Below are 19,648 nucleotides of genomic sequence, written 5' to 3' on the forward strand. Positions count from 1 at the left end.
AATCAGTATTAATAGCGCACTTTTTAAGGTAGCACGTAAAGCTGAGTTGGCTTTAAACTACTACCAACTGCTTACCAAATTGTTTCCTTAAAAAGAATGTTATTATGCCAACTATAAACCAGTTGTTAAAAAAGAAACGTGTAAAGCAAGTGATTAGGAATAAAGTTCCTGCATTACAAGCTTGCGCTTTAAAACGTGGTGTTTGTACAAGAGTGTATACAACAACTCCAAAAAAACCAAACTCAGCTTTAAGAAAAGTTGCGAGAGTAAGATTGTCAAATGGATTTGAAGTTACCGCATACATTCCAGGCGAAGGTCATAATTTGCAAGAACACTCAGTTGTTATGATTAGAGGTGGTAGAGTAAAAGATTTACCAGGTGTTAGATACCACGTTGTAAGAGGTTTGTTAGATACTCAAGGTGTTGCTAATAGAAAACAACAAAGATCTAAGTACGGAGCGAAGAGGCCTAAATAATGTCAAGACGTAGAAGACAAGCGAAAAGACAAATTGTAGATGATCCAATTTACGGATTAAAATCAGTTTCAAAATTTATAAATGCATTAATGATTGGTGGTAAAAAAACCACTGCAGAAAAAATTTTTTATAATTCATTTAGTTTAATTAAAGAAAAAGCAAAAGAAGATCCTGTTAAAGTTTTTAATGAGGCTATTAAAAATGTAAAACCAAATTTAGAAGTTAAATCAAGAAGAGTTGGTGGTGCTACTTACCAAGTACCCGTTGAGGTAAAAGCTGATCGTGGCCAAGCATTAGCGATTAGATGGTTACTAGATGCTGCAAAAAAAAGAGGTGACAAAACAATGCAAGAAAGATTGATGAAAGAATTTCTTGATGCATCAACAAATAAAGGATCGGCAATTAAAAAAAGAGAGGACACACATAAAATGGCAGAGTCGAATAAAGCTTTTGCTCATTTTAGATGGTAGAAAGTTATGGGTAAAGTTTACGCTAAAGATAAATACAGAAATATTGGTATCATGGCACATATTGATGCTGGAAAAACTACAACAACTGAAAGGGTTTTATATTACACAGGTAAGTCTCATAAAATTGGTGAAGTGCATGATGGTGCAGCAACAATGGATTGGATGGAGCAAGAACAAGAAAGAGGAATAACAATTACTTCAGCTGCAACAACCTGTTTTTGGAAAGATCACAGAATTAATATTATCGATACCCCGGGCCACGTAGATTTTACTATTGAAGTTGAAAGATCTTTAAAAGTATTAGACGGAGCTGTTGCTGTATTTGATGGCGTTGCAGGTGTTGAGCCACAATCAGAAACTGTTTGGAGACAAGCAGATAAGTACAAAGTTCCAAGAATGTGCTTTGTAAATAAACTAGACAGAACTGGTGCTGATTTCTACCGATGTGTAGACATGATTAAAGAAAGATTAGGTGCAACTCCTTTAGTTTTACAAATTCCAATTGGCGCTGAAGCTGATCTACAAGGTGTTGTAGACCTAGTTAAAATGAAGGGTCTAGTTTGGGAAGCAGAAGATCTTGGAGCAAAATTTAATGAAGTTGATATTCCTGATGACTTAAAAGAAAAAGCTGAAAAATATAGACAAGATCTTGTTGAAACGGCAGTTGAGCAAGATGAAAAGTTGATGGAAGCTTACTTAGAAGGCAAAGAAATTAGTGAAGAAGACTTAAAAAAATGCATTAGAAAAGGTACATTAAATTTCAGTTTTGTACCTGTATTGACTGGTTCTGCATTTAAAAACAAAGGTGTACAGCCTTTATTAGATGCAGTAGTTGATTTTCTTCCAAGTCCTTTAGATCTTAAAGAAATAAAAGGTACAAAACCTGGTTCAGATGAAGAATTAGTTAGAAAATTTGAAGATAACGAACCTTTCTCAGCGCTAGCATTTAAGGTCGCCAATGACCCTTTCGTTGGAACTATTACATTCATTAGAATTTACTCTGGAAAGTTAGTTTCTGGAACTGGAGTATTAAATTCATCTACAGATAAAGAAGAGAGAATTGGAAGAATGCTTTTAATGCATGCTAACGATAGAGAAGATATTAAAGAAGCAAGCACAGGAGATATTGTTGCTTTAGCAGGTTTAAAATATACAGTTACAGGACATACTCTTTGCGTTAAAAACAACCCAGTAGTTTTAGAGCCGATGGAGTTTCCTGACCCAGTTATTGAGATTGCTGTTGAACCAAAAACAAAAGGTGACCAGGAAAAAATGGGTGAAGCTTTACAGAGACTGGCAAAAGAAGATCCATCTTTCAGAGTGTCATCAGATACTGAGTCTGGTCAAACCATTATTAAAGGTATGGGCGAACTTCATTTAGATATTATTGTAGATAGAATGAAAAGAGAATTTAAAGTAGATGCAAATATTGGTGCACCACAAGTTGCTTATAGAGAAACAATCGAAAGATCAGCTGAAGTTGATTATACACACAAAAAACAGTCTGGTGGCTCAGGACAGTTTGCAAGAGTAAAATTAATTGTAGAACCACAAGAACCAGGCAAGGGTAGAGAAGTTGAAAGTTTAATTAAAGGTGGTGCGATACCTAAAGAATTCATTCCCGGTGTTGAAAAAGGAATTGAAGGTGTGGCAGACACTGGAATTTTAGCAGGCTTTCCTGTTATTGATTATAAAGTTCAAATTATTGATGGGTTACACCATGATGTTGACTCTAGTGTCTTGGCTTTTGAAATAGCTTCAAGAGCTTGTTTCAAAGAAGCATGTCAAAAAGGTGGTCTAAAGCTTTTAGAGCCAATTATGAAAGTTGAAGTAGTAACCCCTGAAGATTACATGGGTGATGTTATTGGTGATTTAAATAGTAGACGTGGTCAAGTTGGGTCAACCGACAAAAGAGGAAATGCAACAGTGATTAATGCAAATGTTCCTTTGGCTAATATGTTTGGTTATGTAAACAACTTAAGGTCAATGTCTCAAGGAAGAGCCCAATATACTATGCAATTCTCTCATTATGAAAAAGTTCCTCAAAATGTTCAGGACGAAGTAACAAAGAAACTGGCAGGATAATAACAAATGGATCAACAACATATTAGAATTAGACTGCAAGCTTACGATCACAAAATATTAGATCAATCAACTGAAGAGATTGTAAATACTGCTAAAAGAACTGGTGCTCAAATTAAAGGACCTATTCCACTTCCAACAAAAAAAGAAATTTATACTGTATTGAGATCACCTCATATTGATAAGAAGAGTAGAGAGCAATTTGAGACAAGAACTCATAAGAGACTAATTGATATTATGGAACCAACACCAGCTACAATTGAAGCTTTAATGAAGTTAGATTTAGCAGCAGGTGTAGATGTGGAGATTAAAATTTAGTTATGGCTATTGGATTGGTAGGAAAAAAATTAGGAATGACACAAAGATTCTTTGAAAATGGAGAGTCTCTGCCAGTGACTGTATTAAAAATTGAAAAAGCGAAAGTTGTTGATGTTATTAATAAAGAAAAAAAAGGCTATTCAGCTGTTCTAGTTGGGTACGGATATATAAAAAATTCAAAACTTACAAAACAAATGAAAGGCTTTTTTGCAAAAAAATCACAGGAGCCCAAAAAAATTCTTAAAGAATTTAGATTAGAAAACACTGAAGAGTTAAAGCCAGGAACTGAAATTAATTTAGACGTTTTAAAAGATAAAAAATATGTAGACGTAAGAGCAAAAACTATCGGTAAAGGTTTTGCTGGATCAATGAAAAGGCACAATTTTGGCGGTATGAGAGCAACTCACGGGGTATCAATTTCTCATAGAGCACACGGTTCAACTGGTCAATGCCAAGATCCTGGTAAAGTGTTTAAAGGTAAAAAAATGGCTGGGCACATGGGGGCTAAATACAGAACCACGTTGGGCTTAGAGGTAGTTGAGGCAGATTTAGAAAATAGTTTACTGTATCTAAAAGGAGCAGTTCCAGGAAGTAAAAATAGTTACGTTGAAATTCAAGAAGCAATTAAAAATAAAAACAAATTATCAATTAAAGAAAGAGTTGAAAAATACAAGGCTTCATTAGCAGAAATGCAATCTACAAAGAAAGATAAAAAGAAAAAAGATAAAAAAACTGAAACTCCCGCAACTCAAAAAAGTGAAGGTGAAGGAGCTGAGAAAAAGTAATGAAAATTAATGAAATAAGTATTGATGGTAAAAATGTTGGTTCTTTAGAAGCTTCGGATAAAGTTTTTAAAGTTAAACCAAGAAAAGATATTATTCAGCAAGTGATTGACTGGCAACAAAATAGAATGTTTAAAAAAACTGGTCACACTAAGAGCAGAGGTGAAGTTAAAGGTTCAAGAAAAAAAATAGTACAACAAAAAGGATCAGGTGGTGCAAGACATGGTAATATTACTGCACCTATATTTGTAGGTGGTGGTATTGCTCACGGACCAAGACATAGAGGTAATTACGCAGTTAAAAAATTAAATAAAAAAGTTAGAAAATTAGGACTAGTCCATGCTCTATCGGTAAAGGCGAAGTCAGATCAAATTGCAATATTTAATGAACCAAAAATGTCAGGTTTAAAAACTAAAAATTTTAAAGATTTTTTAAAAAATATTAAGTCAAAAAGTGCACTATTTATTCACCATAAAGACGCTCCAAAAGAATTTGTTAGAAGTATTAAAAACATTCCAAACTCAAAAAAGTTAGAAGATGTGGGAACGAATGTTTACGATTTAATTAAATATGAAAAAGTTCTTTTCACAAAAGAATCTTTTAAAGCAATTGAAGAAAGATTAAATAAATAATGAAAAACGAAAACGCAGCATTTGATATTATTTTATCTCCAGTCATTACTGAGAAATCTACAAATTTAAATGCATTAAACAAATTAACTTTTAAAGTTGCGAAAGATGCAAACAAATCTTCAATTAAAAAAAGCATTGAGAAACTTTACAAAGTAGAAGTAATCAAAGTGAATACGATTTTATCGAAGCCAAGAGTTAAAATTGTAAGAGGTAAAGTTGGCAGTAAAACAGGATACAAGAAAGCAATTGTCACTTTAAAAGAAGGTCAGACAATTGATATGACAGCAGGAGTTTAACAAATGGCATTAAAAAGTTTTAAACCTTATACAAAATCAACAAGATCAACAATATTGGTTGATAGAAGTGATTTATGGAAAGGAAAACCTGAAAAAAGTCTAACAAAGTTTAAAAAAAGAGCTGTTGGAAGAAATAACCAAGGTCGTATTACAACGAGACACAAAATGATGGGTCACAAAAAAAGATACCGTTTAATTGATTTTAAAAGATCTAAGAATGATATTCCAGCTGAAGTAAAACGTTTTGAATATGACCCGTTTAGAAGTGCAAATATAATGCTTATAGAATATCAAGACAAAGTTTTAAGTTATGTTTTGGGAGTCGAAGGACTTAAAATTGGAGATAAAGTAGTTTCTGGAGACAAAACAGAGGTTCAAAAAGGAAATTCAATGATGTTAAAAAATATCCCAGCAGGGACACTAGTTCATAATATAGAAATAACTCCTGGAAAAGGTGGAATATTGGCAAGATCCGCAGGATCTTCGGCAACAGTTATGGGTCAGGATGATGATTATACTTTAATCAAACTTGGATCCGGTGAAACAAGAAAAATTTTATCAAAGTGTAAAGCGACAATCGGGCAAGTTTCTAACGTAGATAATAAAAACAAAAAAATTGGTAAAGCAGGAAGAAATAGATGGTTAGGTAAAAGACCTACTGTAAGAGGTGTAGTTATGAACCCTGTAGATCACCCACATGGTGGTGGTGAAGGTAAAACATCAGGTGGAAGAAACCCAGTCACTCCTTGGGGACAAGGAACTAGAGGATTAAAAACAAGAAATAATAAAAAAACAGATCAATTTATTATTTCTAGAAAGAAAAAGAGAAGATAATTTATGGCTAGATCAGTTTGGAAAGGACCATTCGTTCACCCAAGTCTATTAAAGAAAGTAGAAAAAGGTGGTGATGCTTTAAAAAGACCAATTAAGACATGGTCACGTAGTTCTACTATTGTCCCTGAATTTGTTGGTTTAAAATTTGAAATACATAACGGAAAAAAATTTATCCCAATTACTATTTCCGATGAAATGGTTGGTCATAAATTAGGTGAGTTTGCTCCTACTAGACAATTCTTAGGACATACTCCAGCTGATAAAAAAGCAGGCGCGGCTGCTGCACCAAAAAAGGATGCTAAATAATGCCTAAAAACACAAAGCCTACAAAAGACTTATCTACTGTAAAAGCGGTCTACAGAAATTTAAGATCAAGCCCTAGGAAAATTAACGACATTTTAAGATCTATAAGAGGAAAAAAAGCTGATATCGCTTTAAGAAATTTACAATTTTCAGAAAAAAGAGTTTCAAAAGAAATTTCAAAAACAATCAAATCAGCAGTGGCAAATGCTGAAAATAATAATCAATTAGATATTGATAATTTATTTATCAAAGAAGCTTATGTTGGAAAAGGAATGGTAATGAAGAGATATAGACCTAGAGCAAGAGGAAGAGCTGGCGAAATTAAAAAACCATTTTCTAACCTAACAATTATTGTTAGTGAAAAAAAAGAAACTGAAGGAAAAAGAGCTTAATTATGGGACAAAAAGTTAATCCAATTGGAATTAGGTTAAAAATTAACAGAACTTGGGATTCTGTGTGGTTTGCTAAAAAGCAAAATTATGGGACCTATTTAATAGAAGATTTTAAAATCAGAAAATACATTAATAAAACAATTAAAAACTCTGGTGTTTCTAAAATTTTAATAGAAAGACCTTCAAAAAAATGTGTTGTAACAATCTATACATCAAGACCAGGTTTTGTAATTGGAAAAAAAGGCTCTGATATTGAAAAGATAAAAAATAATATATCAAAAATTACTAATGATGAAGTAAGTGTAAATATTAAAGAAATTAGAAAACCTGAACTTGATTCATACTTAGTTGCTGAGAATATTGCACAACAATTAGAGAAAAGAGTTGCATATAGAAAAGCAATGAAAAGAGCTATGTCTTCAGCTTTAAGACTTGGGGCAAAAGGAATTAAAGTTACTGTGAGTGGTCGTTTAGGTGGAAATGAAATCGCAAGAACTGAATGGTTAAGAGAAGGTAGTATACCACTTCACACATTAAGAGCAGACGTAGATTATGCCGAAGCTGAAGCTTCTACTACTTATGGAATTATAGGTGTAAAAGTTTGGATATACAAAGGTGTTGTTTTCCAAAAAGATTTACAAAAGAAAATTGAAGCTGAAAAAAAAGAGGAAGCTAATTAATGTTACAACCATCAAGAACAAAGTTTAGAAAAGCACACAAGGGTAGAATTAAAGGAAAAGCTACAAGAGGTGCAGCTTTGAATTTCGGGTCACATGGCTTACAGGCTTTAGAACCTGAAAGAGTAACTTCTAGACAAATAGAGGCAGCTAGAGTTGCTTTAACAAGACACATGCAAAGAAAAGGACGTGTTTGGTTGAGAATTTTTCCTAATATTCCTGTTTCAAAAAAACCAATAGAAGTTAGGATGGGTAAAGGAAAAGGTTCACCCGAATATTGGGTATATAGAGTAAAACCTGGTCGAGTAATTTTCGAAATAGATGGAGTTAGTGATACGGTCGCAAAAGAATCTTTTGATAGAGCAGCTTCTAAACTGCCTATCAAAACAAAAATTATTAAAAGGAATTTAAATTTATAGAAATGAAAACCTCAGAAATTAAAAAATTAACAGTAGCTCAACTTCAAAAGGAGTTAACGAATTTTAAAAAGGAGCAATTCAATTTAAGATTTCAAAAAGTTAATTCTCAAGTTCAAAATACTGCTAGAGTTAGAACTGTAAGAAGATCTATTGCAAAAATTTTAACTTTTCTAAACCAAAAGAAGAAAGATAACTAATGCCAAAAAGAGTTTTAACAGGAAAAATTGTAAGTGCTAAAAATCAAAATACTTTAGTAATTCAGGTAGAAAGAAAATTTAGACACCCAGTATTAAAGAAAGTTTTAAAAAGATCTAAAAAGTATCATGCTCATTATGATACAGGTGAATTTAAAGTTGGAGATGAAATTAAAATTATTGAGTCTAAACCAATTTCTAAATTAAAAAAATGGAGAGTTTTGGAGAATTAATATGATTCAAGTTCAAACAGAAATGGAAGTTGCTGATAACACTGGTGCAAAAAGGATTGAATGCATCAAAGTTCTTGGTGGCTCTAAAAGAAGATACGCTAGTATCGGTGACATCGTAGTGGTTAGTATCAAAGATGCTATGCCAAAAGGCAAAGTTAAAAAAGGTGATGTTCACAAAGCCGTGATCGTAAGAACAAAAAAACAAATTCAAAGAAATGATGGTTCGGCTATTAAATTTGACAAAAATGCTGCTGTATTAATAGCTGCAAGTGGAGAGCCCATTGGGACAAGAATATTTGGCCCTGTAACTAGAGAACTTAGAGATAAAAAACATATGAAAATTATATCTCTGGCACCAGAGGTTTTATAAAAATGAAAACAAAACTTAAAAAAGGACAAACAGTTCAATTAATTACAGGTGCTGACAAAGGTAAGTCAGGTGAAATAATTAAGCTGTTTCCAAAAAATTACAGCGCTCTTGTAAAAGGGGTAAATGTGAAGAAAAAACATCAAAAACCAACTAAAGAACAAAAAGGTGGAATAGTTAGTATTGAAAAACCTGTTCATTTATCAAATTTGAAAATTATTGATGGTGAAAAAAACCAAGAGAAATCAAAAAAACAAGACACAAAAAAAACCGAAACAAAAGTGAATAAAACTGAAACAAAAACAAAAAAAACTGCAGTGAAAAAAAAGGTAGCAAAATAAAATGGAACCAAGATTAAAATCTATCTATAAATCAGAAATTCTTCCTCAATTAAAAGATAGCCTAGGAGTAAAAAATGTTATGCAAGTTCCAAGACTTGAAAAGATTGTAATTAATATGGGTCTTGGTTTAGATGCGAATGATAACAAGGTTTTAAAAACAATTGAAACTGACCTTGCTAACATAGCAGGGCAAAAACCTGTTGTAACGAAATCAAAAAAAGCAATCTCTAACTTTAAAACAAGAGCAAAGATACCTTTGGGATTAAAAGTGACTTTAAGAAAAAATAATATGTACTTTTTTCTTGATAGATTGATTAATATTGCTTTACCAAGAATTAAAGATTTTAGAGGATTAAATCCAAAAAGTTTTGATGATAATGCAAATTATAGCTTTGGTGTTAAAGAGCATGTAATTTTCCCTGAAGTAAACTTCGATAAAGTCGACAAAGTTAGAGGAATGGACATTACAGTGGTAACCTCAACAACTGATAAAAACCAAGCAAAAGCATTATTAGATAAATTTAATTTTCCATTTGTAAAGAAAGGAGCTAACTAATGGCAAAAGTATCAGCTGTAGAAAAAAATAAAAAAAGAATAAAGTTAGCAAAGAAATATGAAGCTAGGAGAAAAAAATTAAAAAAGATAGTTATGGATAAGAAAGTAAATTTAAACGAAAGATTTGAAGCAGCATTGAAGCTTGCAAAGTTACCAAAGAATTCTGCAAAAAATAGAATAAGAAATAGATGTGAAATAACAGGTAGACCACATGGTTATTACCGTAAACTTAAAATGTCTAGAATAGCCCTTCGAGAACTTGCTTCTATGGGTAAAATTCCAGGCATGACAAAATCAAGTTGGTAGGAGATAGATTATGACAATAAGCGATCCAGTAGGAGATATGTTTGCAAGAATTAGAAATGCACAACAAAGAAACCATCCACATGTAATGGTCCCGTCTTCTAAGTTTAAAAAATTTGTTTTGGATGCGATGGAAAGAGAAGGATTTATCGCAGGCTATGAAACAGTTAAGAATGAGGATACTTCATATGATCATTTAAAGGTTAATTTAAAGTATGTTCATGGTAACCCAGTAATTAATGAAATTAGCAGAGTTTCTAAACCTGGAAGAAGAATCTATACAAGATTTGGTAGTTTGCCTAGAGTTCAAAACGGTCTAGGTATTGCAATTATTTCAACATCTTTTGGAATTTTAACTGACAATGAAGCTAGAGAAAAAAAAGTTGGAGGAGAAATAATCTGTAATATTTCTTAATAATATGTCTAAAATTGGAAAAAAACATATACCGGTACCAAGTGATGTAAAAGTCCAAATTAATGGTAATAAGATTAATTTAGAAGGACCAAAAGGTAAGAAGTCTCTTGATATTAATATTGAGTTTTTAAATATTACTTTTGAAGAAGGTAAAATTATTGTTGCTCCAAAAGATCCAAAAAAACAAAACAAAATTATTTGGGGTTTACAAAGAAGTTTAATTAATAATGCGGTTATTGGAGTTGGAAAAGGTTATGAAGAGACTTTAAAATTAAATGGTGTAGGTTTTAGAGCAAATTTAAAAGGTAAACAATTACAACTTCAACTAGGATTTAGCCATGACATTATGTACGATATACCTGAGGGAATTACCTTAAAGGTTGATAAACAAACTACGATTATTATCAGTGGTGTTGATAAAGAATTGGTTGGAAAAACTGTTGCTGATATTAAATTTTATAAACCTGTAGAACCTTATAAGCAAAAAGGAATAACTTCGGAGGGGCAATTTATTTTGAAAAAAGAAGGTAAAAAGAAATAATGATAAGCAAAAGTAACAAACGAAAAAATAGAGTAAGATTTAAAATTAAAAAAGTAAATAAAGATAAACCACGTCTTACTGTTTTTAGATCTGCAAAAAATATTTATGCTCAAGTTATAGATGATAATAAAAAAGTAACTCTAGCAAGTGCTTCATCAGTAGAAAAAAATATTGAAAAAAAACCTAAAAAAGATCTTTCTGAGATAGTAGGAAAGTTAATTGCTGAGAGGTGCTTAGAAAAAGGATGTAAAGAAGTTTATTTTGACAGAGGTAAATACAAGTATCATGGTAGAGTCAAACAACTGGCGGAAAGTGCAAAAACTGGAGGATTAAAATTTTAAAGTATGAGTCAAACAAGTGAATTTAAAGAAAAATTAGTTGCAATTAATAGAATTACAAAAGTTGTAAAAGGTGGAAGAAGATTTGGATTTGCAGCGCTTGTGGTAACTGGAAATCAAAAAGGACAGGTAGGATTTGGTCAAGGTAAAGCCAAACAAGTTCCAGACGCAATAAAAAAAGCCTCTGAAGCTGCAAGAAAATCTTTAGTAAAAGTTGCGTTAAGAGAAGGAAGAACACTTCACCATGATGTAAGAGGAAGAAATGGTGCAGGTAAAGTTTTATTAAGAAGTGCACCAGCTGGTACAGGTATTATTGCGGGTGGTCCTGTTCGTGCAATATGCGAGATGTCAGGAATTCAAGATGTCGTTGGAAAATCTATTGGATCTTCTAACCCTTATAACTTAGTTAGAGCTTCTTTTGATGCATTAACTAAGCAAAAATCACCTAAAGAAATATCTTTAATTAGAGGTAAAAAAATTAAGGAAATAGTTTCAAGGAGATAAAGAATGCAACTTAATACTTTAAACAAAAAAATTCATAAAGCTAAAAAAAGAGTTGGAAGAGGTATTGGCTCTGGTCTAGGGAAAACATCAGGAAGAGGTGTAAAAGGTCAAAAATCAAGATCTGGAGTTGCGATCAAAGCTTATGAGGGCGGACAAATGCCCTTGTACAGAAGATTACCGAAAAGAGGTTTTAACTCTCTTTATAAAAAAGAAAAAAATATTGCTATAAATTTAGATAAAATTTCTAAATTAATAGAATCTAAAAAATTAGATTCATCAAAATCTATTGATTTAAGAAAATTTTTATTAAGCTCAAAAGCTCCTAAAAAGTTGAAAGTAAAAGTTCTGGGTACAGGAGATTTAAAAGTAAAAGTAAGTATTCTTGCTGATCAATTTAGTAAATCCGCGCAAGCTAAAATTGAAAAAGCTGGCGGATCTATAGAATTAGTCAAATAATATAAATGTCTGGTTTTGCTCAAAATGCAGAAAGTGGCTTAGGGGCCTTTTCAAAAGCTGACGATTTAAAAAAAAGAATATTATATACTTTATTAATTCTTATAATTTATCGGTTTGGGACTTATGTTCCTTTACCCGGTATTGATCCAACATCATTAAAAGAAATTGTAGGTGGTAATCAGAGAAGCCTTCTTGGTATGTTCAATGTATTTGCAGGTGGTGCTGTACAAAGAATGGCAATATTTGCGCTTGGTATTATGCCATATATTTCAGCATCAATTATAATTCAATTGCTTACTGGAGTAACAGAGTACTTTAAAAATTTAAAGGCTCAAGGTGAAGTCGGAAGACAAAAAATTACTCAATATACAAGATATGGAACTGTGATTTTAGCTTTAATACAAGGTTATGGAGTTGCGATTAGCTTAGAAAATTCTCAAGGCATTGTACAAGACCCTGGACTTTATTTTAGATTCGTAACTACTGTTACACTATTAACTGGAACAGTATTTTTAATGTGGCTGGGTGAACAAATTACGGCTAGAGGTATAGGAAATGGAATTTCGTTAATAATCTTCTCTGGAATAGTTGCAGAGATCCCTGGTGCTCTTGCTTCTACTTTTGAATTAGGAAGAACTGGAGCAATATCTAGTGGAGTAATAATTTTAATTTTATTGCTTTTATTAATAGCGATCTATTTTATTGTTTTTGTTGAAAGAGCTCAAAGAAGAGTTTTGATTCAATATCCAAAAAGACAGCAAGGTAATAAAATGTACGGTGGTGAATCTTCATATTTACCGTTAAAAGTAAATACTGCTGGAGTAATACCTGCAATTTTTGCATCAGCATTATTATTATTACCAATAACTCTTTCTAATTTTTCATCATCTTCAGAAAATTCTATTTTAATCTCAATAACTTCAATGCTGGGTCAAGGAAAACCTCTTTATATGATATTTTTTGCAGCTGGTATAGTTTTCTTTTCATTTTTTTATACATCAATTGTTTTTAATCCAACTGAAACAGCAGATAATTTAAAAAAATATGGTGGATTTGTTCCTGGTATTAGACCAGGTGAGCGTACAGCTTTATTTATTGAAAATCTTTTAACTAAATTAACAGTTATTGGGTCTGCCTATTTGGTGATTATATGTTTATTACCTGAAGTTTTGATAGCAAACTATCCTGTGCCATTTTATTTAGGTGGAACATCATTATTAATCGTTGTTGTAGTTGGCATGGATACAATCACGCAAATACAAACAAGATTAATGAGTGTTCAATATGAATCATTAATTAAAAAAACTAAATTTAATAGATAAAATATGAACTTAATATTATTTGGACCACCAGGCGCTGGCAAAGGAACTCAATCTTCTTTTTTAGTCGAGAGTGAAAAAATGTTTCAACTATCAACAGGAGATCTTTTAAGAGCAGAATTAAAAAGTGGCTCAGATTTATCAAAACAATTGAAAGAAATCATGGATGCTGGAAAATTAGTCTCAGACGATATAATCAATAATTTAATAGAGAAAAAAATTTCAGACCCGAGTGTAAAAAATAATATAATTTTTGACGGTTTTCCTAGAAACTTAGAACAGGCAAAGTCACTAGATGATATGCTTGACAAGTATAATCAAAAAATATCAGCAATTATAAATCTAAAAGTAGATTATTCTGTACTTGTAAAAAGAATTTCTGGCAGGGTTTCATGTTCAATTTGCAAAAAACCATTTAATGAATTTTTCGACCCACCTGTAGAACCAAATAACTGTTCAAATAACAAATGTGATTCTAGAGAATTAATTAAAAGATCTGATGATAATGAAAGTACTGTGACAAATCGTTTAAAAACTTATGATGACCAAACGCTACCTATACTTGATTATTACAGAAAAAAAGGAATCGTGAAGGATGTAGATGCTATGAAAGCAATTAATGAAGTTACAGGCGAAATAAAGTCTATTATCAGTAACTTATAACGTTGACTTTAATAGTTCGATTACTATAATCCAGCGATTTTAAAAATAAGGCAATCTAAACTATGGCTCGTATATCAGGTGTAAACCTACCGTTAAATAAGCAAGTGCATGTCGCTTTACAGTATATTTATGGGATTGGTGATCACTATGCAGATAAGATTTGCAAAGAGTTAAATATTGAAAAATCAAAACGAGTAAATAGTTTAACTGATGACGAAGTTTTAAAAATTAGAGAACTTATTGACGAAAAGTTTACTGTCGAAGGTGATTTAAGAAGAGAGATTTCATTAAATATAAAAAGATTAAGAGACCTGGGTACTTATAGAGGTACAAGGCATAGAAAAAAACTTCCTGTAAGAGGACAAAGAACATCATCTAACGCAAGAACAAGAAAAGGAAAAGCAATTGCAATCGCAGGTAAAAAATTAACAATGGCTAAAAAATAATGAGTAAAGAAGAAGTTAAAAAAAAAAGTAAATTTAAAGGTAAGAAAAAAGAAAAAAAAGTTGTAACGTCAGGTAAAGCTTTCGTGAATGCTACATTTAATAATACTATTATTTCAATAACAGACAAAAGTGGAAATGTTTTATCTTGGTCATCTGCGGGATCAAAAGGTTTTAAAGGATCAAGAAAATCTACCCCATACGCTGCTCAAGTAGCCGCTGATGATGCTGCTGCTAAAGCATCAGAATATGGTTTAAAAACTCTAGACGTTGAAGTCAAAGGTCCTGGATCAGGGAGAGAAACTGCTTTAAGAGCTTTGCAAGCAAGAGGTTTTAAAATTGTCTCTATTAAAGATACGAGTCCAATTCCACACAATGGATGCAGACCACCGAAGAAAAGAAGAGTTTAATTAAAAATTAAAAGGAGAATAAATTGATAGAAAAAAATTGGAAAGAATTAGTAAAGCCATCTAAATTAGATGTTCAAACTAATGATGATAAAAGTTATGCAAAGATAACTATTGAGCCTTTAGAAAAAGGCTTTGCCTTAACACTTGGAAATGCACTTAGAAGAATTCTTCTTTCTTCTATTCAAGGAACAGCAGTAACTGCGATTCAAATTGATGGTGTAGTGCATGAATTTTCTTCTATTAACGGGGTTAGAGAAGACGTTACAGATATTGTTTTAAATATTAAAGCTTTATCATTAAAGCTAAAAAATCCAGGACCAAAAAAACTCGTATTAGATGCTCAAGGACCAGGTGAAATTAAAGCTAAAGATTTAAAAGAAAGTGCAGATATTGAAATATTAAATCCAGAACAAGTTATCTGTAACCTTGATGATAATACAAAAATTTATATGGAATTGACAGTCAACACTGGAAAAGGTTATGTATCTGCTGAAAAAAATAGAGAAAAAGATTCTCCATTAGGTCTAATACCTGTAGATTCAGTATACAGTCCAGTTAAAAGAGTTTCTTACAATGTATCAGAAACAAGAGAAGGTTTATCAATTGATTATGATAAACTTACAATGGAAGTTGAAACTAATGGCTCAGTAGAAGCGGAGGATTGTGTAGCTTATGCAGCCAGAATACTTCAAGATCAGCTTGGCATGTTTATAAATTTTGAAGAACCAAAAGAGGTAGTTGCTCAACAGACAAAATCTGAGCCAGAATTTAATAAAAATTTATTAAGAAGAGTAGATGAATTAGAGCTTTCAGTGAGATCTATGAATTGTTTAAAAAACGACAACATTATTTACATTGGAGATTTAGTTCAAAAAACCGAAGGTGAAATGCTAAGAACTCCTAATTTTGGAAGAAAATCTCTAAATGAAATAAAAGAAGTTTTATCTGGAATGTCTTTATATCTAGGTATTGAAATTCCAAATTGGCCACCAGAAAATATAGCCGAATTATCTAAAAAATTAGAGGAAGAATATAAATAGATGAGACATAAAATTGCTCATAGAAAACTTAATAGGACTGCTGAACATAGAAAAGCTCTTATTAAAAACATGCTAAACGCATTAATTAAACATGAGCAAATTGAAACAACTTTACCTAAAGCAAAAGAATTAAAAGTAGCGATAGATAAAATTATTACATTAGGAAAAAAGAATACTCTTGCTTCTAAAAGAATACTTATTTCTAAACTTCAAGACCAAAGTATTGTTAAAAAGATAACTACAACACTTTTAAAGAGATATGAAAAAAGAAATGGCGGTTATTCAAGAGTTGTAAGATCTGGTTACAGATACGGAGATAACGCACCTAAAGCTTTTATTGAACTAGTTGATAAAGATTTTAATGCAAAAGGACAAGATTCTGGCCCATCACAAAAAAAAGTTGAAAACAAAGATCAAGAAAAAGCAGAAGTAAAAAAAGATAAAAAATAATGAGCAACTTATTTCTTGTTGCTTTGTTTGGAGCAATAGGAAGTTTATCTAGATTTGTTTTAATCCAAGCAACGCCAAAATTAATATATTTAAATTTTCCCATAGGTACAATTCTTGTTAACTTAATTGGTTCTTTTTTTATTGGAATTGTAGCTTCACTTTTTGAAAAACAAATTTTAAGTAATGAATTTAGATCAGTAATTGTTTTTGGATTTTTAGGTGGGTTTACAACTTTTTCAGCTTTTACGCACGAAGTGTTTAATTTTTTAAAAACTGGAGATTATTTAAATCTTTTTATTTACTTATTTTTATCAATTATAGTTAGTTTAATTTTATTTTATGTCGGTTATAAATTAATTAAAATTTTGATATGAAAAAACCATTAAAATCTTTTGTTATCAATAAAGATTTTGAAGGTTCTAGAGTAGACAGATTTCTTAAAAAACAATTTCCAAATATTCCTCAATCTTTATTTGAAAAAAATCTTAGAAAAAAAAATATTACAGTAAATAACAAAAAAGTTAAAAATTTATTCAAACTTGAAATAAACGATATTGTAAATATTTTTACTGAACTGAAAATTGAAAATAAAATTAATAAAAAAAAACAAATTTTTAATATTAATGATTACAATGAATTAAAAAAAAATTTTGTCTTTGAGTGTGAAGATTATTGTGTGTTAAATAAACCTTATGGATATGCTTCTCAAGATGGCTCAAAAGTTAAACAGAATGTAATAGATATATTGAATTCTATTAAAAAAAATTACTATATAGTTCACAGACTAGATAAAGACACCTCGGGTTTGATGCTCCTAGCTAAAAATAGATTTTACGCTAAAAAATTTTCTGAAATGTTTAAATCAAGAGAGGTGAAAAAAAAATATCTTGTGATTATAAATGGAAAAATTAAAAAAAATAAAGGCGAAATTCATTCAAAAGAAAAGTTAAATGGAAAAGAAATTGAGTCTAAGCTTTATTTTGAAGTAATATCAAAAAAAAATAACTTTTCTTATCTGGAAATTGATTTGATAACTGGAAGAAAACACCAAATAAGAAAGCAATTTTCGGATATTGGCCATCCTGTAGTCGGTGATTCAAAGTATGGAGATAAAAAAAATAATACTCAACTATGTTTATTGAGTTATGAAATAGAGTTTGAATATAATAATAAGATCAAAAAATATAAGGCAACTATTCCAGATAATTTCAAAACATGTTTGGAAAAGTTTTTTTAAATTCTGAAATTATTATATCATTTAAATCGTTGATTTCTGAAAAATTTATAAAATCTGTCATGTTAGCAATTCCTCTATCCCTGATGCCACATGGAACAATTCCATTATAGTCTTTCTTATTAACATTTACATTTAGTGAAAAACCATGAAATGCTACCCATTTTTTAACTCTGATACCAATAGCTGCAATTTTTTCAGAATTATTTTTATTTTTAACCCAAATGCCAATGTTATTTGGGTCACTAAAAGATTTGATTTGATAATTATCTAAGATTCTGATTATTACAGTCTCAATATTTCTTACAAAATTTTTAATATTTTTTTCTGTATTTAAATCAATTGCAAAATATATTACTTTTTGTCCATCACCATGAAACGTCCATTGTCCGCCTCTATTTGTTTTGTAAATTGGAAATTTATTTTTGTTCAATAAATCTTTATCTTTTGCAGAAGTTCCAGCGCTATATAAATTTGGATGTTCTAGAATCCACAGAAGATTATTTGATTCTTTATTTTGTATTTTTTTCACTCGTTCTTCTAATAATTCAATTGCATCCTGATATTCCACAGGTTTTTGGCTTATTTTTATTTCGAGTTTCATAAAAAGATTTGTTAAAAGTATTTATTATTATGTCAAACGAACAAACTATAGAAAAAAAGACATTTGAAGTCACTAAAGAACTTATTGATAATTTAGTTAGTTTGATTAATGAAAAAAGGGTAGTCGAGATCAATAATACTTTACATGCATTACACCCTTCAGATGCCGCGGAAGTCTTATCTAATCTTCCAGAAAAAGCTCGCTTCAATTTATTGTTACTTGAAGCGTTAGACTTACGACCTGATACTGTAAAAGAGTTAAACAACACTCTTCAAAAAGATATTCTAAATCAATTGCCTACGGATAATGTGGCAGAAATTGTTAATCAATTAGAGTCAGATGATGCTTTGCAAATTGTTTCAAATTTAGATGAAGAAAAAAAGATTGATGTATATGAAAAAATTCCATTACAAGACAAAAAACTTTTAGAAGAAGTATTAAAAGCTTATCCCGAAGACTCTGCTGCTAGAATAATGCAAACAGAGTATTGTTCTGTCTCGCCAGAGTGGACAGTTGGGGAAACAATAGATTACCTAAGAGAAACCGATGATTTACCTAAAGAATTTTTACAAATATTTATTGTTGACGATAAAAAACGACCATTAGGCTCAGTTCCCTCATCAAGAGTTTTAAGAAATCCAAGGTCTACAAAGATGAAGGATATTATGGATGAAACTCAAATGCTTATTTATGGAGATTGGGATAAAGAGCAAGTTGGTTACCTATTTGAGCAATATAATTTAATTTCAGCTGGTGTAGTTGATAAAAATAATAAACTTATTGGTATGATTACTGCCGATGATATTTTAACAGTATTAAAAGAAGAAGCCGAAGAAGATGCTTTAAAGTTAGCAGGTGTACAAGATGAAGCTATTACTGACAATGCAGTAAAAATTACGAAAAAAAGATTTGTTTGGTTATTAATAAATTTATTTACTGCTGTAATCGCATCATACGTCATTGGTTTATTTGATGGCAATATTCAAAAAGTAGTCGCCTTAGCTGTTTTGATGCCAATCGTAGCATCCATGGGGGGTAATGCTGCAACTCAAACATTAACTGTAACTGTAAGATTAATAGCAACAAAAGAACTTACCGCAGAAAACTTATTTAAAATAATCGGAAAAGAATTTAGCGTAGGTTTTTTAAATGGTGTTTTGTTTTCTTTAATTTCAGGTTTATTTGTCTATTTTTGGTTTTACGAAATTAAGCTTTCAATTTTAATTGCTGTTTCAATGGTAATTAATATGGCTTGTGCTGGATTATCTGGAATAGCGATCCCTGTTGTATTAGATAAGTTTAAAATTGATCCTGCAATTGCATCAACAGTTTTTGTTACAACTGTTACCGATGTTGTTGGATTTGTATCTTTTTTAGGTTTAGCCGGGATAATACTTGGTATTTAAATATTATCTATCAACCTCACCTTTCCTATATAGAATGCAACAAATAATCTTGATTGATTATTAATTTTATCAGTAATTTTGAATGTCTTTAAATTAATATTTTCAATATAATCGTACTTAATTTTATTTTTTTTAAAATTTTCTTTTATAT

General features: G+C 30.8%; 34 protein-coding genes. 32 read left to right on the forward strand and 2 right to left on the reverse strand.

Going from position 1 to position 19,648, the window contains the following annotated elements:
- Nucleotides 1–104 precede the first annotated feature (104 nt).
- The 31 genes from rpsL (at nt 105) to ACTTAT_RS05700 (ending at nt 17,490) form a co-directional block, all read left to right on the forward strand.
- Nucleotides 105–476: a 30S ribosomal protein S12 gene (gene rpsL, locus ACTTAT_RS05550; RefSeq protein WP_009360101.1), complete on the forward strand. Its 372-nt coding sequence runs from the start codon at nt 105–107 to the stop codon at nt 474–476.
- Nucleotides 476–946 carry a 30S ribosomal protein S7 gene (gene rpsG, locus ACTTAT_RS05555; protein ID WP_440680043.1) on the forward strand — a complete coding sequence of 157 codons (471 nt, stop codon included), beginning with the start codon at nt 476–478 and terminating at the stop codon, nt 944–946. The genes rpsL and rpsG overlap by 1 nt, the downstream gene beginning before the upstream one ends.
- Nucleotides 947–952: 6 nt before the next feature.
- Entirely contained in the window at nt 953–3,031 is a 2,079-nt protein-coding gene (gene fusA / locus ACTTAT_RS05560; protein WP_440680044.1) for an elongation factor G, read from the forward strand.
- Between the two features lie 6 nt (nt 3,032–3,037).
- On the forward strand, nt 3,038–3,346 hold the full coding sequence (gene rpsJ, locus ACTTAT_RS05565) for a 30S ribosomal protein S10 (RefSeq protein WP_009360104.1): 309 nt from the start codon (nt 3,038–3,040) through the stop codon (nt 3,344–3,346).
- 2 nt (nt 3,347–3,348) lie between these two features.
- A complete protein-coding gene (rplC, locus tag ACTTAT_RS05570; protein ID WP_440680045.1) occupies nt 3,349–4,131 on the forward strand; it encodes a 50S ribosomal protein L3 in 783 nt (260 codons plus the stop codon).
- Nucleotides 4,131–4,760: a 50S ribosomal protein L4 gene (gene rplD / locus ACTTAT_RS05575; protein ID WP_440680046.1), complete on the forward strand. Its 630-nt coding sequence runs from the start codon at nt 4,131–4,133 to the stop codon at nt 4,758–4,760. The genes rplC and rplD overlap by 1 nt, the downstream gene beginning before the upstream one ends.
- On the forward strand, nt 4,760–5,056 hold the full coding sequence (gene rplW / locus ACTTAT_RS05580; RefSeq protein ID WP_440680047.1) for a 50S ribosomal protein L23: 297 nt from the start codon (nt 4,760–4,762) through the stop codon (nt 5,054–5,056). The genes rplD and rplW overlap by 1 nt, the downstream gene beginning before the upstream one ends.
- Before the next feature lie 3 nt (nt 5,057–5,059).
- Complete coding sequence (rplB, locus tag ACTTAT_RS05585) at nt 5,060–5,890, forward strand: 50S ribosomal protein L2 (RefSeq protein WP_440680048.1); 831 nt, start codon at nt 5,060–5,062, stop codon at nt 5,888–5,890.
- Between the two features lie 3 nt (nt 5,891–5,893).
- Nucleotides 5,894–6,196 (forward strand): 30S ribosomal protein S19, encoded by a 303-nt coding sequence (gene rpsS / locus ACTTAT_RS05590; RefSeq protein WP_440680049.1) that lies wholly within the window; start codon nt 5,894–5,896, stop codon nt 6,194–6,196.
- A complete protein-coding gene (gene rplV, locus ACTTAT_RS05595; protein WP_440680050.1) occupies nt 6,196–6,585 on the forward strand; it encodes a 50S ribosomal protein L22 in 390 nt (129 codons plus the stop codon). Before rpsS ends, rplV begins: the two co-directional genes overlap by 1 nt.
- A 2-nt stretch (nt 6,586–6,587) precedes the next feature.
- Nucleotides 6,588–7,265, forward strand: coding sequence for a 30S ribosomal protein S3 (gene rpsC / locus ACTTAT_RS05600; RefSeq protein ID WP_440680051.1), 678 nt, complete (start codon nt 6,588–6,590; stop codon nt 7,263–7,265).
- Entirely contained in the window at nt 7,265–7,681 is a 417-nt protein-coding gene (gene rplP, locus ACTTAT_RS05605) for a 50S ribosomal protein L16 (RefSeq protein WP_009360112.1), read from the forward strand. Before rpsC ends, rplP begins: the two co-directional genes overlap by 1 nt.
- A gap of 2 nt (nt 7,682–7,683) precedes the next feature.
- The gene (gene rpmC / locus ACTTAT_RS05610; protein ID WP_009360113.1) at nt 7,684–7,878 is read left to right on the forward strand and encodes a 50S ribosomal protein L29; all 195 of its coding nucleotides are present in this window, start codon (nt 7,684–7,686) and stop codon (nt 7,876–7,878) included.
- Nucleotides 7,878–8,108, forward strand: a complete 231-nt coding sequence (rpsQ, locus tag ACTTAT_RS05615; protein WP_440680052.1) for a 30S ribosomal protein S17 — start codon at nt 7,878–7,880, stop codon at nt 8,106–8,108. Before rpmC ends, rpsQ begins: the two co-directional genes overlap by 1 nt.
- 1 nt (nt 8,109) lies before the next feature.
- Complete coding sequence (gene rplN, locus ACTTAT_RS05620; protein WP_440680053.1) at nt 8,110–8,478, forward strand: 50S ribosomal protein L14; 369 nt, start codon at nt 8,110–8,112, stop codon at nt 8,476–8,478.
- A gap of 2 nt (nt 8,479–8,480) precedes the next feature.
- On the forward strand, nt 8,481–8,816 hold the full coding sequence (rplX, locus tag ACTTAT_RS05625) for a 50S ribosomal protein L24 (RefSeq protein WP_440680055.1): 336 nt from the start codon (nt 8,481–8,483) through the stop codon (nt 8,814–8,816).
- Nucleotide 8,817: 1 nt separating this feature from the next.
- A complete protein-coding gene (gene rplE, locus ACTTAT_RS05630) occupies nt 8,818–9,372 on the forward strand; it encodes a 50S ribosomal protein L5 (protein ID WP_440680056.1) in 555 nt (184 codons plus the stop codon).
- Entirely contained in the window at nt 9,372–9,677 is a 306-nt protein-coding gene (gene rpsN, locus ACTTAT_RS05635; RefSeq protein ID WP_440680057.1) for a 30S ribosomal protein S14, read from the forward strand. The genes rplE and rpsN overlap by 1 nt, the downstream gene beginning before the upstream one ends.
- A 10-nt stretch (nt 9,678–9,687) precedes the next feature.
- Nucleotides 9,688–10,089 (forward strand): 30S ribosomal protein S8, encoded by a 402-nt coding sequence (rpsH, locus tag ACTTAT_RS05640; protein ID WP_440680058.1) that lies wholly within the window; start codon nt 9,688–9,690, stop codon nt 10,087–10,089.
- 4 nt (nt 10,090–10,093) lie between these two features.
- A complete protein-coding gene (gene rplF, locus ACTTAT_RS05645; RefSeq protein WP_440680059.1) occupies nt 10,094–10,630 on the forward strand; it encodes a 50S ribosomal protein L6 in 537 nt (178 codons plus the stop codon).
- Complete coding sequence (gene rplR, locus ACTTAT_RS05650; protein ID WP_440680060.1) at nt 10,630–10,971, forward strand: 50S ribosomal protein L18; 342 nt, start codon at nt 10,630–10,632, stop codon at nt 10,969–10,971. The genes rplF and rplR overlap by 1 nt, the downstream gene beginning before the upstream one ends.
- A gap of 3 nt (nt 10,972–10,974) precedes the next feature.
- Nucleotides 10,975–11,472 (forward strand): 30S ribosomal protein S5, encoded by a 498-nt coding sequence (gene rpsE, locus ACTTAT_RS05655; RefSeq protein WP_009360122.1) that lies wholly within the window; start codon nt 10,975–10,977, stop codon nt 11,470–11,472.
- A 3-nt stretch (nt 11,473–11,475) separates the two neighbouring features.
- Nucleotides 11,476–11,928 (forward strand): 50S ribosomal protein L15, encoded by a 453-nt coding sequence (gene rplO, locus ACTTAT_RS05660; protein ID WP_440680061.1) that lies wholly within the window; start codon nt 11,476–11,478, stop codon nt 11,926–11,928.
- A 5-nt stretch (nt 11,929–11,933) separates the two neighbouring features.
- Entirely contained in the window at nt 11,934–13,250 is a 1,317-nt protein-coding gene (secY, locus tag ACTTAT_RS05665; protein ID WP_440680062.1) for a preprotein translocase subunit SecY, read from the forward strand.
- A 3-nt stretch (nt 13,251–13,253) separates the two neighbouring features.
- Entirely contained in the window at nt 13,254–13,910 is a 657-nt protein-coding gene (locus ACTTAT_RS05670; RefSeq protein WP_440680064.1) for an adenylate kinase, read from the forward strand.
- 62 nt (nt 13,911–13,972) lie between these two features.
- Nucleotides 13,973–14,356, forward strand: coding sequence for a 30S ribosomal protein S13 (rpsM, locus tag ACTTAT_RS05675; RefSeq protein WP_440680065.1), 384 nt, complete (start codon nt 13,973–13,975; stop codon nt 14,354–14,356).
- A complete protein-coding gene (gene rpsK / locus ACTTAT_RS05680) occupies nt 14,356–14,763 on the forward strand; it encodes a 30S ribosomal protein S11 (protein WP_440680066.1) in 408 nt (135 codons plus the stop codon). The genes rpsM and rpsK overlap by 1 nt, the downstream gene beginning before the upstream one ends.
- A 23-nt stretch (nt 14,764–14,786) precedes the next feature.
- Entirely contained in the window at nt 14,787–15,803 is a 1,017-nt protein-coding gene (locus ACTTAT_RS05685) for a DNA-directed RNA polymerase subunit alpha (RefSeq protein ID WP_440680067.1), read from the forward strand.
- Nucleotides 15,804–16,253: a 50S ribosomal protein L17 gene (rplQ, locus tag ACTTAT_RS05690; RefSeq protein WP_440680068.1), complete on the forward strand. Its 450-nt coding sequence runs from the start codon at nt 15,804–15,806 to the stop codon at nt 16,251–16,253. It begins immediately after the preceding gene.
- Complete coding sequence (gene crcB, locus ACTTAT_RS05695; protein WP_440680069.1) at nt 16,253–16,627, forward strand: fluoride efflux transporter CrcB; 375 nt, start codon at nt 16,253–16,255, stop codon at nt 16,625–16,627. The genes rplQ and crcB overlap by 1 nt, the downstream gene beginning before the upstream one ends.
- Complete coding sequence (locus tag ACTTAT_RS05700) at nt 16,624–17,490, forward strand: RluA family pseudouridine synthase (protein WP_440680070.1); 867 nt, start codon at nt 16,624–16,626, stop codon at nt 17,488–17,490. Before crcB ends, ACTTAT_RS05700 begins: the two co-directional genes overlap by 4 nt.
- Here ACTTAT_RS05700 and lipB read toward each other — a convergent pair.
- The gene (lipB, locus tag ACTTAT_RS05705) at nt 17,462–18,091 is read right to left on the reverse strand and encodes a lipoyl(octanoyl) transferase LipB (RefSeq protein WP_440680071.1); all 630 of its coding nucleotides are present in this window, start codon (nt 18,089–18,091) and stop codon (nt 17,462–17,464) included. The two genes, ACTTAT_RS05700 and lipB, sit on opposite strands and share 29 nt — an antisense overlap.
- Nucleotides 18,092–18,120: 29 nt before the next feature.
- Here lipB and mgtE point away from each other — a divergent pair, with 29 nt between their 5' ends.
- Nucleotides 18,121–19,497: a magnesium transporter gene (gene mgtE / locus ACTTAT_RS05710; protein ID WP_440680073.1), complete on the forward strand. Its 1,377-nt coding sequence runs from the start codon at nt 18,121–18,123 to the stop codon at nt 19,495–19,497.
- On the opposite strand, the gene ACTTAT_RS05715 is transcribed toward mgtE, so the two are convergent.
- On the reverse strand, nt 19,494–19,646 hold the full coding sequence (locus tag ACTTAT_RS05715) for a pantoate--beta-alanine ligase (protein WP_440680074.1): 153 nt from the start codon (nt 19,644–19,646) through the stop codon (nt 19,494–19,496). The two genes, mgtE and ACTTAT_RS05715, sit on opposite strands and share 4 nt — an antisense overlap.
- Between the last annotated feature and the right edge of the window lie 2 nt (nt 19,647–19,648).

Source organism: Candidatus Pelagibacter sp. HIMB1517 (genome assembly GCF_052047895.1).
Taxonomy (GTDB): Bacteria; Pseudomonadota; Alphaproteobacteria; order Pelagibacterales; family Pelagibacteraceae; genus HIMB114.